Origin of the sequence: Demequina aurantiaca (assembly GCF_050598105.1) — a bacterium.
In the GTDB taxonomy this organism is placed as follows: domain Bacteria; phylum Actinomycetota; class Actinomycetes; order Actinomycetales; family Demequinaceae; genus Demequina; species Demequina aurantiaca_A.
This window is the reverse complement of sequence record NZ_CP192436.1, coordinates 1407814-1420988: the sequence shown is the minus strand read 5'-3', so window position 1 is coordinate 1420988 and position 13175 is coordinate 1407814. Positions and strand designations below refer to the sequence as shown.

14 protein-coding genes are annotated in these 13175 nt (G+C 65.7%); 9 read left to right on the top strand and 5 right to left on the bottom strand.

Annotated features, from left to right (window positions below; all coding sequences use genetic code 11):
• Positions 1–7: 7 nt before the first annotated feature.
• Together ACQU6B_RS06340 and ACQU6B_RS06335 are read left to right on the top strand one after the other, a co-directional pair.
• Positions 8–682, top strand: a complete 675-nt coding sequence (locus ACQU6B_RS06340) for a TVP38/TMEM64 family protein (RefSeq protein ID WP_430869194.1) — start codon at positions 8–10, stop codon at positions 680–682.
• On the top strand, positions 679–1308 hold the full coding sequence (locus ACQU6B_RS06335) for a CDP-alcohol phosphatidyltransferase family protein (RefSeq protein ID WP_430869193.1): 630 nt from the start codon (positions 679–681) through the stop codon (positions 1306–1308). The genes ACQU6B_RS06340 and ACQU6B_RS06335 overlap by 4 nt, the downstream gene beginning before the upstream one ends.
• A 10-nt stretch (positions 1309–1318) precedes the next feature.
• Here the strand turns inward: ACQU6B_RS06335 and ACQU6B_RS06330 are convergent, their stop codons facing one another.
• Complete coding sequence (locus ACQU6B_RS06330; protein ID WP_430869192.1) at positions 1319–2749, bottom strand: dihydrolipoyl dehydrogenase family protein; 1431 nt, start codon at positions 2747–2749, stop codon at positions 1319–1321.
• 114 nt (positions 2750–2863) lie between these two features.
• Here ACQU6B_RS06330 and ACQU6B_RS06325 point away from each other — a divergent pair, with 114 nt between their 5' ends.
• From ACQU6B_RS06325 to ACQU6B_RS06295, 7 genes are all read left to right on the top strand, one after another.
• Positions 2864–3586 (top strand): flavodoxin family protein, encoded by a 723-nt coding sequence (locus tag ACQU6B_RS06325; protein WP_430869191.1) that lies wholly within the window; start codon positions 2864–2866, stop codon positions 3584–3586.
• The gene (locus ACQU6B_RS06320; RefSeq protein ID WP_430869190.1) at positions 3583–4200 is read left to right on the top strand and encodes a class I SAM-dependent methyltransferase; all 618 of its coding nucleotides are present in this window, start codon (positions 3583–3585) and stop codon (positions 4198–4200) included. The genes ACQU6B_RS06325 and ACQU6B_RS06320 overlap by 4 nt, the downstream gene beginning before the upstream one ends.
• 237 nt (positions 4201–4437) lie before the next feature.
• Positions 4438–5136, top strand: a complete 699-nt coding sequence (locus tag ACQU6B_RS06315; RefSeq protein WP_430869189.1) for a Crp/Fnr family transcriptional regulator — start codon at positions 4438–4440, stop codon at positions 5134–5136.
• Positions 5137–5138: 2 nt separating this feature from the next.
• Positions 5139–6404, top strand: coding sequence for a bifunctional alpha/beta hydrolase/OsmC family protein (locus tag ACQU6B_RS06310; RefSeq protein ID WP_430869188.1), 1266 nt, complete (start codon positions 5139–5141; stop codon positions 6402–6404).
• Positions 6397–6783, top strand: a complete 387-nt coding sequence (locus tag ACQU6B_RS06305) for a hypothetical protein (RefSeq protein WP_430869187.1) — start codon at positions 6397–6399, stop codon at positions 6781–6783. Before ACQU6B_RS06310 ends, ACQU6B_RS06305 begins: the two co-directional genes overlap by 8 nt.
• A gap of 79 nt (positions 6784–6862) precedes the next feature.
• Positions 6863–7906 (top strand): L-threonine 3-dehydrogenase, encoded by a 1044-nt coding sequence (tdh, locus tag ACQU6B_RS06300; protein ID WP_430869186.1) that lies wholly within the window; start codon positions 6863–6865, stop codon positions 7904–7906.
• Positions 7907–7952: 46 nt separating this feature from the next.
• On the top strand, positions 7953–9146 hold the full coding sequence (locus tag ACQU6B_RS06295) for a glycine C-acetyltransferase (protein WP_430869185.1): 1194 nt from the start codon (positions 7953–7955) through the stop codon (positions 9144–9146).
• Between the two features lie 15 nt (positions 9147–9161).
• On the opposite strand, the gene glsA is transcribed toward ACQU6B_RS06295, so the two are convergent.
• The 4 genes from glsA to ACQU6B_RS06275 all read right to left on the bottom strand — a co-directional run bounded on the left by glsA (position 9162) and on the right by ACQU6B_RS06275 (position 13089).
• Positions 9162–10112, bottom strand: a complete 951-nt coding sequence (glsA, locus tag ACQU6B_RS06290; protein ID WP_430869184.1) for a glutaminase A — start codon at positions 10110–10112, stop codon at positions 9162–9164.
• Positions 10113–10258: 146 nt separating this feature from the next.
• Positions 10259–10564, bottom strand: coding sequence for a hypothetical protein (locus tag ACQU6B_RS06285; protein WP_430869183.1), 306 nt, complete (start codon positions 10562–10564; stop codon positions 10259–10261).
• Positions 10564–11862: a TFIIB-type zinc ribbon-containing protein gene (locus tag ACQU6B_RS06280; protein WP_430869182.1), complete on the bottom strand. Its 1299-nt coding sequence runs from the start codon at positions 11860–11862 to the stop codon at positions 10564–10566. The genes ACQU6B_RS06285 and ACQU6B_RS06280 overlap by 1 nt, the downstream gene beginning before the upstream one ends.
• Positions 11863–11874: 12 nt before the next feature.
• Positions 11875–13089 carry an SHOCT domain-containing protein gene (locus ACQU6B_RS06275; protein WP_430869181.1) on the bottom strand — a complete coding sequence of 405 codons (1215 nt, stop codon included), beginning with the start codon at positions 13087–13089 and terminating at the stop codon, positions 11875–11877.
• Positions 13090–13175 lie beyond the last annotated feature (86 nt).

Below are 13175 nucleotides of genomic sequence, written 5' to 3'. Positions count from 1 at the left end.
TGAGCAAATGCAGCTATCAAACCGCGCCGTCGTCTGGAGGGCCGCGATCTTCGTGGCGTTCCTCGTCGGCGTCGTACTGATCGCCGTCCTTGCGCCCTTGCCGAGCGTCGACTCGCTCCTGAAATCCGTGTCTGACGCCGGCGTGTGGGGCGCTGTCCTGTTCGTCCTCGGCTACGGGCTAGCGACCCTCACCCCGATTCCGAAGTCGGTCGTCAGCATCGCCGCGGGATTCACGTGGGGACTGGCCCTAGGCGTTGCACTGGTGTACGTGGGGGCGTTGATTGGTGCCGCTCTCGCCTTCGCCATAGGTCGCTCTCTGGGCAGAGACGCAGTCGAACGCTTCACCGGTGCGCGGGTGGCGAAGGTCGACGAGGCCATCCGTCAGAAGGGCCTCGTGGCGCTCATCGGCGTGCGACTGGTCCCGGTGTTCCCCTTCACCGTCATCAACTACAGCGCGGGATTGACAGATGTGAGGCGCCGAGACTACGCGTTGGGCACGATGGTGGGCATCCTGCCGGGCACCATCGCCTACGTCGCGGTGGGCGCCTACTCGACGACGCTGGGCCTGCCGCTCTATGTCGCGATCGGGGCCCTGTTGCTGCTGACGGCGGGCGGAGCCGTCTACGCGGTGCGCGCACGCCGCCGGCAAGCGCGAAACCTCCTCTTGCAGGAGACGACATGATCGACCTCCCACTGAGGCGCGCGATGGCGCGCCCGCTCGCCAGGATGGCGGCGGTGATCGACGTGCCGCTGGTCACACCCGACAGACTGACGATGGCCGGGCTGGTGATCGGCGTGAGTAGCGCCGGGCTGGCAGCCGCCCAATGGTGGTGGCTAGCGCTTGTCGCGTGGCTGATCTCGCGCGTGCTCGACGGACTGGACGGCGAGCTGGCACGCCGGCGCCGCGCCCGCTCCCCGCAGTCCACGGTGAGCGAGGCCGGCGGGTTCCTCGATATCACCGCCGACTTCGTCGTGTACGGCACCACCGTGGTCGGCGTTGCCATCGGCGCCTCCAACGGCTTCGGGGCGCCGTGGTGGCCGTTCCTCGCGGTGCTGCTCGCGTATTACCTCAACGGGGCGACCTTTCTGGCGTACTCGTCGATCGCGGAGCGCACCGGGAGGCAGATCGACGACGGTCGCTCGCTGTCCTTCCTGGGGCGCGTCGCTGAGGGCGCCGAGACCATCGCGGTGCACTCGGCGTGGCTGATAGTGCCGTTCTTTGCCTGGCAGATTGCCGTCGGGTGGGCGGCCGTGGTCTTCATCTCCGCACTCCAGCGGATGGCCTCCGGGTACCGGCTCCTGCGCTAGCCCTCTTGGGTCACCTCATGCGAGCGAGGCGGACTCTGCTCAGGAGCTTGATCGCTCGGGCCATCACTCCCGCGTCAAGCCGCCTGCGGACGTCCGCGACCGCGGCGTTCCACAGGGCGTCGCTGTACGTCGGGTAGGGGTGGATGGCGCTGGCGATGGCGCTCGTCGAGAGCTTCTGGTGGACCGCCAGGGTCAGTTCCCCGATAGTCTCCCCCGCCCGCGGTCCCACGATCGTGCCGCCCACCACGCGGCCGCCGTTCTCGACGACGATCTGAGTGAAGCCGCTGGTGGCGGATTCCGTGATCGCCCGGTCGGTATGGGCGTGCTGGATGGTGACCACGCGATGCTTGCCTGGTTCCGCGTCGGACGCGGTGATCCCAACGGCGGCCACCTCGGGAGAGGTAAAGGTGACTCGCGGAATGACCCTGGTCTGGGCCTTGCGGCGCAGGCCCAGGATGGCGTTGGTGGCCGCGACGCTGCCGTTGACTCCCGCCGTGTGCGTGAACTGCGGCATTCCCGTGATGTCACCTGCTGCCCACACCCGCTTGTTGGCGGTGCGTAGCGCGGCGTCGACGCTCACGAAGCCGGCGTTGTCGGTGGCTACTCCGGCGGCGTCGAGCCCAAGCGCGGCGGTTTCCGGCCTGCGTCCCAGGGCGGCGGCGAGCCGGCCGAAGCGAAGCATCTGACCGTCGTCGAGCGTGAGAGTGCCCGCGAGGTTATCCGTCGTCGAGACGGAAACGGCAGAGCGTCCCGTGATGATGGTGACCCCGTCCGCCACCATTGCGTCGTGCACCACGCGCGCCGCCGCCTCTTCCTCCTTGGGAAGAATTCGCGGGCCGCGTTGGACGATGGTCACTTTAGAACCCAGCCTCGCCATTGCTTGGCCGAGCTCACAGCCGATGGCCCCGCCGCCGAGGATCACAAACTCCTCCGGCAACTCGCGCAGGTCCCAGAACGACGCGCTATTGAGTATCTGCAGCCCCTCGGCACCCTCGAACTGCGGTGTGGTCGGACTCGTCCCCGTAGCGATCAGCGCCTGGGCGAAGGTGATCTCTTCACCGTCGAGGGAGATGCTGCGCTCGGACACGAAGTGAGCGTGGCCGGCCGCGACAGCGACGCCCTCCGCCTCCAGTGCCTCGCGGGAGTCGGTAGGGGCGATGGTCTGCACGGCGGAGTCGACGTTCCTCATGGTCTCCAGGAAGTCGGGCGCCATCCGCTGCTGACCAGGGCGGACGCCCTGCGCGAGGGCGGCGGCCGACGCTACGTGCGCCGCGGCGATCAGCGTTTTTGACGGGACGCAGCCGGTCCACAGGCAGTCGCCACCCAGCCGGTCCTTTTCGATGAGCAGCACCTTGGCCCCAAAGTTCGCAGCGGCCTTGCTCGCCACTAGTCCCGCGCTGCCCCCGCCGATGACGATCAAGTCCCACGATGTTTCAGCCATCGTTACCTCCGTATTGATTAGATGCAGTCTCGACCCATTTTTAACAGTTCACCTCCCAGCCGCTCCGTGAACCAGAACACACAACTAGTGGGGTGGGAGACGTAGTGTCGAACTATGACATCTACGACACCCGATTTCTCTGACCTGCGCGCCGTCTACGTGAACTGCACTCTCAAGAAGTCCCCAGAACTCAGCCACACCCAGGGACTCATGGACCGCAGCATCGAACTGATGCGTCATCTTGGCGCGACCGTTGATTCCGTCAGGCTCATCGATCACCCCGTGGCGACCGGCGTGTACCCGGACATGCGGGAGCACGGTTGGGACGAGGATGCCTGGCCCGAGGACATCTGGCCGCTCATCAAGGACGCGGACATCCTCGTCATCGGCGGACCCATCTGGCTGGGAGATAACTCGTCAGTGGCCCGCCAGCTGATCGAGCGCCTGTACGCGATGAGCGGCATGTTCAACGACCGGGGACAGTACGTCTACTACGGGAAGACGGCGGGGGCGATCATCACCGGCAACGAAGACGGCGTCAAGCACAGCGCGATGTCCCTGCTCTACAGCCTGCAGCACATCGGCTACGTGATACCACCCGCAGCCGATGCGGGATGGATCGGCGAGGTGGGGCCAGGCGCCAGCTATCTCGACGAGGGCTCCGGCGGCCCCGAGAACGACTTCACCAACCGCAACACCACGTTCATGACGTGGAACCTGCTTCACATGGCCAGGATGCTCAAGGACGCGGGTGGGATTCCCGCCCAGGGAAACGTCCGTCAGGAGTGGAACGACGGCGAACGCTTCGGCTTCGACGCCAATCCCGAGTATCGGTGAGGGGCACCTACGAGCGAGGCGCGCTACTTTACGACTGGGTCTCCGGAGAGCGAACCGTCTACCGGTCGGGCCGGGTAGCAGGCGTCGAACTGCTCGACCTGAGCGCCGGCGACACCGTCCTCGACATCGGCTGTGGAACCGGACTGAACTTCCCCCAGCTGGTCGAGGCCGTGGGGCCAACCGGCCGTGTCATCGGTCTGGACCGCAGCCCTGGGATGCTGGCGCGCGCCGATCACCGCGTCGCCCGCCGGGGGTGGACCAACGTGACAACCGTCCGCGCGGACGCGACGGAGTTCACCAGCGAGACCATCGGCGCTGACGCTGTCGATGCCGTGTTCGCCACCTACTCACTGAGCGTGGTGGACGACTGGCGCTCGGCCTGGGAGAACAGTCTGGCGGTACTCCGCCCGGGCGGGCGCGCCGGAATCGTCGACATGCGCATACCCACGACGGCCACGCCACTGCTCTCCCCGCTGGCCCGCCTCGCCTGCGCAATTGGCGGTGCGGACATCGAAGCACACCCCTGGACGGCACTGAGCGAGGAGGGGCGCGACGTGCGCGACGTCACCTTGCGCGCGGGGCACATCGTGGCGGCCGCGGCCACCGTGCATTGAGGACGACCGCGCCTTGTGTGTCCTGGGTCGCTTAACTGTGCGAGCCACGCGCCATACAGTCGAAGGAATCAGCATCCAGACTCGAAGGGCACCATCGTGACAACCGCACCGTACTCGCCCGGTCAAAATCCGTCCCTACCCACACCGCATATGATCGACGCATGCGCCAAGGACGTTGCGTCGGCACCGTCGGGAGATCTTCGCCCGTGGTCGCCAGACGAACGGGAGAAAACACTAGTGCCAGCCGCCGATTCCGAACCCTTCAGCTGCCTGAGTTCGGTTGAGCTGTTCGCAGACCTGACTCCGGATGAGATCGCGGCATTCGACCGCATGGCACCCTCACGTAGCTTCGGCAACGGAGAGATCGTCTTCAGCCAAAGCCAACCCATCACGGCGTTATTCATCCTTAAAGAGGGACGGGTGAGGATCTTCCGCGTGACCGAGGACGGCAAGGCACTGACGATGGCGATCCTCGAGCCAGGCGCGGTGTTTGGCGAGATGTCCCTGGTGGGCCAACGCATGTACGACAACTATGCGGAGGCGATCGAGGACACGCAGATCTGCCAGTTGAGCGTCCAGGACGTCGAGCGCCACATGCTCTCCGACCCCCGCATCGCGGTACGAATCTCTCGCCACCTCGGCGAGCAGGTCGCCCGTCTCGAGGAGAGGCTGACTGACCTCGCACTGCGGCCGCTGATTGCCCGCGCGTCGAGCACCCTGGTGCGCCTGTCCGGTTCGCAGCGAATCTCCCGCCACGGCCACGTCACCATCAGGCTCACTCACGACCAGTTGGCGGGCCTGCTCGGCGCCACGCGTGAGTCCACCAGCAAGACCATGTCGGACCTTGCGTTGCGCGGGCTCATTCGCCAGGCCCGCGGGCGGATCGTCTTGCTCGACATAGACGGCCTGGCGATCCTGTCTAAGAGGATGGCCTAGGAATGGCTGCGGGCCGCGCCCCAGAGCGTGTCGAGTTCGTGGGGTCGCAGGGTGAGAAGCTCGCGGGCCGGCTCGAACTGCCCGAGGGAGAGCCGCTGGCTTACGCGCTGTTCGCGCACTGCTTCACCTGCGGCAAGGACTCCGTGGCCGCTACCCGTATCTCGCGTGCGCTCACGAGTGCCGGCGTCGCAGTGCTGCGGTTCGACTTCACCGGGCTGGGCCACTCAGGCGGCGACTTTGGCAACTCCAACTTCACGACCAACGTCGAGGACCTAGTGCGGGCGGCGGGCTACCTGCGTTCGGACCACGCGGCGCCGAGCATCCTCATCGGCCACTCGCTCGGCGGCGCGGCGACCCTGGTGGCCGCGCCCCAGATTCCCGAGGTCCAGGCCGTGGTGACGATCGGCGCGCCTGCGGACCCCGCGCACGTGCTGGAGCTCATGCCGGACAGCCTTGCCCAACTTGAGGAGAACGGCAGTGCCGAGGTCTCGCTGGGAGGACGTTCGTTCCGGATCGGCCGGCAGTTCATTCACGACCTGCAGTCCCAGCGGGACTTGGCTCAGGTATCCCATCTTTCCGCCGCGCTGCTGGTGTTGCACTCCCCCGTCGACCAGATCGTCTCGATCGACAACGCCCGGCAAATTTTCGATGCGGCCCATCACCCCAAGTCGTTCGTCGCGCTCGACGGCGCGGACCACCTGCTCACTCGCAAGGGTGATGCCCAGTTTGCCGCCGACGTCATAGGCGCGTGGGTGGGCAGATACGTGTCCTCGCTCAGCCCAGAAACGCCCCCAGCATCGGGCCCGTCGGCCCTCTCTCAGCTCGCGGACGGCGCGGTGCGGGTCGCCGAGAACGCCAACGGTCCATACGGCCAGACGGTATCCACGAATGAACACGCGATACTCGCCGACGAGCCGGCGCCCATCGGGTCGGCCACTGGGATGTCTCCTTACGACCTTCTGCTCGCCGGTCTAGGCGCGTGCACCTCCATGACCCTACGCATGTACGCCGAGCGCAAGCGATGGCCGCTGGAAAGCGTCGAGGTGACGCTCCGCCATAGCCGCGTGCACTCCGATGACTGTGCCGACTGCGAGTCCACCCCGGCGGCCCTGGAGCGGATCGAACGAACCATCGTCGTCTCGGGAGACCTGTCGCCCGAGCAGCGGCAATCCTTGCTCGCCATCGCCGACAAGTGCCCGGTTCACCGCACGCTGCACGCGAACGTGCAAGTGGCCACCAGCATCGTGCCGGCCGGCGTAAGTGAGTAGCGGGGCGCGCCTGATCCTCCGCGCAGCGGCCGGCTCGTTAGTGATCGCGGCACTGTGGATTGTGCTCGCGTCGATCACTCCGACCACCAACTACCACCTGGCGCCGATGGTGGCCGTGATCGCCGCCCCCTCCACGATCCGGCTGACGGTTCCCGGTCGCCCGGCGCCCGTGGTCGCAGTGAGCGCCGTGGCCATCGGCATCATCGTCGCCACCGGTTCGGCGCTACTCATTCACGCGGCCGGTTGGGATCTTGGTCACGCGATCAGCACGAGCATCACGACTCGCTCGGAAACCGTCGTGGTTATTGCCCTCGGCGCTGTCATCGGTGCCGTCATCGCGGCGCTTCCCTCCAAGGACGACGCCCGGTCACCTGGGTAGACTCTCAATCGAACTCACTCAAGGTCGAGGCGCTGGCAAATCGAGTATCGCGCCGACCAGCAATTGCTAGGGGGACGTCGTGCGCGCACTACTGAAAGCGACAGCGGGCCCCGGGTTAGAGCTCGCCGAAGTACCGGAGCCGATCGCGGGCGAGGCGGATGTCACGATACGGGTGCTGCGCACGGGCATCTGCGGGACCGACCTACACATCGAATCCTGGGACGGGTGGGCCTCCTCCACCATCAACCCGCCCCTCATCCCCGGACATGAATTCAGTGGTGAGGTGGTCGCCATCGGCACCGCCGTCCGCGACGTGCACGTCGGCGCCATCGTCTCCGGGGAGGGCCACATCGTGTGTGGCACGTGCCGCAACTGCCGCGCGGGCCGTCGACAGATGTGCAACCGCACGTCAGGCCTTGGCGTCAATAGGCACGGCGCGTTCGCGGAGTATGTGGTGCTCCCAGAGTCAAACGTGTGGGTGCACCCGGACGGCATGGACCTGGACCACGCGGCGATCTTCGACCCCCTGGGCAACGCCGTCCACACGGCACTGAAGTTTCCCCTCGTCGGCGAGGACGTCCTCATCTCCGGCGCCGGACCAATCGGGCTGATGGCAGCCGCGGTGGTCCGCCACATCGGCGCGCGGTTCATCGTGGTCACCGACGTGTCGGAGCCCCGACTCGAACTAGCTCGACGCGTGGGCGCCGACCTCGGCCTGAACGTGTCGATGCGACGGGTAGCCGAGGCCCAAGCCGCCTTGGGCATGCGCGAGGGGTTCGACGTGGGCCTGGAGATGAGCGGGCAGCCGACTGCGCTCCCGGAGATGATCGACAACCTCACGCACGGCGGGCGCGTCGCGATGCTTGGGCTGGCTTCTGGCCCCATCGACGTCGACTGGGCCAAGGTCGTCACTCACATGCTCACGATCACCGGCATCTACGGTCGCGAGATGTTCGAGACCTGGAATGCCATGAGTGCGATGCTGCAGAGCAGCACGGACCTGCGCGTCGCCCTCGACACAGTGATCACGCACCGCCTGCCCGCCAGCGAGTGGGAACAGGGCTTCTCGGTCGCGCGCACGGCCACGGCCGGCAAGGTAGTTCTCGACTGGAGCGGTACTTAACCGAGGTAGCGTCCGGCGCCTAGCCGGGCCGCGATAAGGAGACCCCATGTACGGAACCATGCAGGCACAGTTGGCAGGCGCCCTCGACGAGATTCGCGCGGCCGGCACCCTCAAGTCAGAGAGGCCGCTGGGAGGCCCTCAGTCTTCAGTGGTGTCCGCGGGAGGCGACGACGTCCTCAATTTCTGCGCCAACAACTACTTGGGGCTCGCGAATGATCCGCGCATCGTCGAGGCCGCGAAGTCCGGCATGGACGACTGGGGTTTTGGGCTGGCGAGCGTCCGCTTCATCTGCGGCACCCAGGACCTGCACCTGGAACTCGAGGCCAGAGTCTCCGCGTTCCTCGGGACGGAGGACACCATCCTCTTCTCGTCCTGCTTCGACGCAAACGGCGGCGTGTTTGAGTCCCTCTTTGGCCCCGAGGACGCCATCATCTCTGACGAACTCAACCACGCCTCGCTCATCGACGGTATACGGCTATGCAAGGCCCAGCGCCTGCGCTACCGCAACCGCGACCTGGGCGACCTCGAGGAGCAGCTCAAGTCCGTGACGGACGCGCGCCAACGCATCATCGTGACCGACGGGGTCTTCTCAATGGACGGCTACCTCGCGCCCCTGGCAGGCATCTGCGACCTAGCCGACCGCTACGGGGCGTTGGTGCTCGTCGACGACTCCCACGCCGTGGGCTTCATGGGCGAGCACGGGCGCGGCACACCCGAGCTCATGGGAGTGTCGGACCGCGTGGACATCTACACCGGTACCTTCGGTAAGGCCCTCGGCGGGGCCTCCGGCGGCTACGTGTCGGGGCACAAGGAAATCGTCGCGATGCTGCGCCAACGCGCGCGGCCCTACCTGTTCTCCAACACGGTCGCGCCGGCCGTTGCGGCCGCCACGTTCGTCGCGCTGGACCTAATCGAGCAGAGCGGTGAACTACGGCGCACGTTGGTCGAGAACGCCGCGCTGTTCCGCACCCTGATGACCGACGCGGGGTTCGAGCTGCTCGACGGCGAGCATGCGATCGTGCCCGTCATGTTCGGCGACGCCGCGCTGGCCGCTCGCATGGCCGAGAGCATGCTCGCGCACGGGGTCTACGTAGTGGCCTTTTCGTACCCTGTGGTCCCTATGGGAAAGGCGCGGATTCGGGTGCAGCTCTCCGCGGCACATTCCGATGCGGAGATCCGACGCTGCGTCGCGGCGTTCGTCGCCGCGAGGGATGAGTGCGGCGGCTCAGCCCAGGGTTGAGTCGGTCCCGCTGGACTAAGCCTCCGGTGGCGTAGCGAAGATGTCCAGTTCAAGGTCGCGCGCGACTTGTTTGGCGACAAGTTGGCCCTTGATACTGTTTCCGGCCGCGTCGAGACGGGGCGCGTAGGTTCCCAGCCCAAGCGTCCCGGGCGCAACCGTCACGATTCCCCCGCCGATGCCACTCTTAGCCGGGAGCCCTACGTCCAGGAGCCAGTCCCCCGAGGTCTCGTACAGGCCGGCGGTCGCCATGACGGCGACGGCTGACCTGGCCGCGCCCGCGTCCACCACCCTCGCCCCGGTGACGGGGCTGACACCCCGGTTCGCGAGGGTCGCCCCCATGACGGACAGATCGCGAGCAGTTACCTCCAGGCAGCTGACGCGGGTGTAGAGCTCTGTTGCGGAATCGGGGTCACCCGCTAGCGCGCCCCTGTCGAAAAGCAGGTGCGCGAGCGAACGGTTGCGGTGATTTGCTTGGGAGACGGACGAGTACATGCTCTCGTTGATCGTTAGGGTTCGCCCGGCGAATCCGGACAGCACCTCGGCGATCCGCTGCCACTGCTCGTCGACGGAGGCACCGGGAACCAAGGCGATGGTCGCCAGCGCGCCCGAGTTGACCATCGGGTTGGTACGCGATGCCGGATCACGCTCGACGGCCGCAGACGAGTTAAAGGGCAGGCCCGTCGCGTTGACGCCGACAGTCGCCCGCACCTCTTCGAGTCCCCGCGTCTGACACACCAGCGCAAACACGAACGGCTTGGCGCAACTCATGAGCGCGAAACGCACCCCCGCGTCGCCCACCTCCGTGACACGCCCGTCCACCTCGGTCACCGCAATCCCGAAGAGGCCCGGATCGACCTCGCTCAGGCCTGGATAGACCGCCGAAACGGTCCCCGCGGTCGTGTCGGAGTGGTCGCTTCGCGCGCGGTCCAACACCGTCTGAAATCGCAATGGGTCTTCCTGGTTCACGGGTTTCCCTACGTTGCTCGTGGTCCACTGGCTCGACAAGGCTAGATCATCAGGGCCAACCGCGGTTCGCCTCGCGGCATGCCTGCATCCGAGCGAGTGAGAGCGCTAGCGCTGGCGGGAATCCGGTTCTGAGGAGTCGGTACTTATCAGAACCACTTCTTCTGGGAGCCGCGCACCTCGTTATTGTTCGCCCCGGACATCGTCCGATTCGAGAGTCCCTTTCTTGCCTGCACAAAGTCGTCCTGCTCCTGCATGTTCAGCAATGTCGCCTGCGTCTCGGACTCGTGATGGTGGCGCTTGTTGACGTTGCGGTACTTGAAGAAGATGACCGCGTAGAAGATGAAGCCGGACAGCAGGAAGGCCAGTCCGATGAACCCGCCACCGTCGTCGGAGGATCCAGACGAGGCCAGGATCTGGCTGTTCATCGTGGCTAGTTCAGCAAGGGTAAGCATCAGATTCCTAACGCGAGTAGCACTATGCCCACCACGGTGCCCACCACCTGGACGGCGGCGGAGACCACCAGCAGACGACTCTGGTGGATCGGGACGCTGCCCATGGTCTCGCCGGTTCTGGCGTTCACCGCGACGTAGTGCAGAAAGGTCTTTCCGTTGGACTTGCGCTGCTGGTAGCTGTACAGCCACACCGGCAGATACGCGGACACCCAACGCTGTCCACGAACGTCTACGTCCTCCTGCGTCCACCTGACGCCGCGGTCGTAGAACCGGATGGTGTCGTTGACCTTGTGCCGGGTGACGTCCCCCGCCTGAGTAAGCGCCAGCGGGGAGAGTTCTTCGAGATTGCTGTCCCTGCGCTCCGACGTGAATCCGGCCAGGTAGTTCGAGTCGTATCGCACCGAATTCTCTACATCGAACGGCATGATCGTGTTGATGATGTTGTTCGAGTTCTGAGCTGTGTTCTGGTTGCGGCGATCGCTCGAGGACTCCACGGTGAGGTCGTTCACGTGGATGTCGAACTCGCGCGCGACGTTGTAGAGGTCAGCGTCGTACTTAGTTTGCTCGCTGTCCCCGTTCTTAACGGTGTACTTGCGCGTCTGGTGCTCACCCTGACCGCTCAGCTTGGCGTGCGCGTTGACGTCGACCACCATGTACGGCAGGTACACCCCCATGACGTTCTCCGCGTTGAACTCAGCACGGAACTTGGGGTGCGCGAAGAACCTACGCTTCCTGACAAATTGGTTGATGCTCGCTACGGCCGTCTCCTTCACGATCTTGAAGGGAAGGATCATGTCCGGGACAGCACCGTTGGCGACCTGTTGGTTCATCGACAAGGTATTGCGGCACCAGTGGCAGCGAGCCTGAGTGCTGCTGTTGGTGTCGATCACCACCTCCGCACCGCAGGCGCTGCACTTAAAGGTCAGCACCTCATCGGTGGAGGGCACGATGTCGCTTGAGCCAGAACCCACGACGACGCCGACGAGATTGCCGATGTCGCCGTTAAGACCAAAGGCCTCCATCGCGTTGTCCGCAGACCACTCGAACCTGCAGTAGCCGCACCGCAGGTTGCCCGTCTCGACGTTGAGCGATATCTCGGTAGCTCCGCAGCGCGCGCACTTTGCGAGGCCGTCCTTCGCCCCCTCGTCCGTCTGAACAACCCGGTGAGTGGCGCCGTCGTCCTCTGACGGCACTACGGGTGCGATCACTTCCTCGGTAGCCTTCTGGGCCTGCGGCCCAACGGGCGCCGCCGGAGTAACCTCCTCCGCCGGAGGTGGCGTAGGGCTGGCGTTCTCCATCGGAGTCCCTGCCTACAAACCTAGAACTTTGGCCTTGGCCGCTTCGAAGTCGGCCTCGGTGATAAGCCCCTGATCGAGCATGTCCTTGTACTGGCGCAACTTCGCCATGGGGTCCTCCGCAGCTGGCGCGGCCGCAGCCGCCGCTGCCGGCGCTGCCGGCGCGGGTGCCTGGGGCGCCGCGGTGTTGGGCTGCTGGAGTCCCCCGGCGGCTCCCCCCGTCGCGTTCATCCCCATGCCGAGGAACGCCATGCCAGCGCCGCCGCCGGCGCCGCCCTCGTTGGAACCCGCGGCCTCGAAACCACGCGCAGCAGCCTGCTGCATAAACGAGTTGCCCCGGGCGCCGCCCAAAGCGTCGGCCTTCTTGACGTCGCTCAGCAGTGCGCGCGTGTCCTCGTCGTACTCGATCGACTGCAGAGCGACCTTGGCGATGGTCAGCCCGCGGTCCGTCGTCCACTGGTAGCCATCTTCGACGGCCGCACTCAGGGACTGCGCGAAGCCGATCGCGTCGCCCTGAATCTTGGCGATGCGGTTGCCCTTGCTCGGATCATTCGTGTAATACGAGAACGCCGCCGCGAGCGAGCCCACCACCTCGTTGAAAAGCTGGCTCGCCGCGTCGTTGTCGAGGTCCGAGAAGTCGAACACCTTGGCGTCGTAGCTGAGGTAGGTCAGCGGGACAAAGTTCTTCACCATCAGGATGGGGTCGACGATGCGCAGCGTGTAGCTTCCCCGGGTCACCGCCCCCACCTGTGTGCCCAGATAGGCGTCGTCCCAGTAGATTTCGGATTGGGTGCCGAAACGGTTGTTCGGAATCTCCTTGAGGTTGACGTAGAACGCCAGCTGCTGAGACGCGGGCTGGCCGCCAAACTTGAAGCGCTCCCATGACGTCGTGACGGTGGGACTGATGAGGCCGTCGCCCGCGAAGATCGACTTGGAGTTCTGGTCCTCGCTGGTGAAGATGAAGCCGCCCGGCTCAGCGATGAATCCGGTGAGCTGGCCGTCCTGGAAGGTCACCAGGCCGTAGCCCTCCGGCACGATAATTCGGCTGCCGTTGGTGATGATGTTCTCGGAGCCCTTGACGTTGGCTCCACGGCCGGCGTTCTGACCCTGAGTGACGGCCGGGAAGATGGCGGCCGTCGGCGCTAGGCCGGGGGGCGGGATAAGGAAGTCTTTCCACTGGTCTGCAAAAGTTCCGCCGATTGCACCCGTGAAGGCCTTGATGAATCCCATTTCCACACCCCGTCAGCTAGATAAGCAGGTCGTCGCTCAAGGAGATGCAAGACGCGCGACGGTACATGGTCCAAGCCGTCGATACC

What these genes read in the sequence shown, in the direction of transcription:
- ACQU6B_RS06340 (WP_430869194.1), top strand. Translation starts at nt 8, where the DNA reads ATGCAGCTATCAAACCGCGCCGTCGTCTGGAGGGCCGCGATCTTCGTG.
- ACQU6B_RS06335 (WP_430869193.1), top strand. Translation starts at nt 679, where the DNA reads ATGATCGACCTCCCACTGAGGCGCGCGATGGCGCGCCCGCTCGCCAGG.
- ACQU6B_RS06330 (WP_430869192.1), bottom strand. Translation starts at nt 2,749, where the DNA reads ATGGCTGAAACATCGTGGGACTTGATCGTCATCGGCGGGGGCAGCGCG.
- ACQU6B_RS06325 (WP_430869191.1), top strand. Translation starts at nt 2,864, where the DNA reads ATGACATCTACGACACCCGATTTCTCTGACCTGCGCGCCGTCTACGTG.
- ACQU6B_RS06310 (WP_430869188.1), top strand. Translation starts at nt 5,139, where the DNA reads ATGGCTGCGGGCCGCGCCCCAGAGCGTGTCGAGTTCGTGGGGTCGCAG.
- ACQU6B_RS06295 (WP_430869185.1), top strand. Translation starts at nt 7,953, where the DNA reads ATGTACGGAACCATGCAGGCACAGTTGGCAGGCGCCCTCGACGAGATT.
- ACQU6B_RS06285 (WP_430869183.1), bottom strand. Translation starts at nt 10,564, where the DNA reads ATGCTTACCCTTGCTGAACTAGCCACGATGAACAGCCAGATCCTGGCC.
- ACQU6B_RS06280 (WP_430869182.1), bottom strand. Translation starts at nt 11,862, where the DNA reads ATGGAGAACGCCAGCCCTACGCCACCTCCGGCGGAGGAGGTTACTCCG.
- ACQU6B_RS06275 (WP_430869181.1), bottom strand. Translation starts at nt 13,089, where the DNA reads ATGGGATTCATCAAGGCCTTCACGGGTGCAATCGGCGGAACTTTTGCA.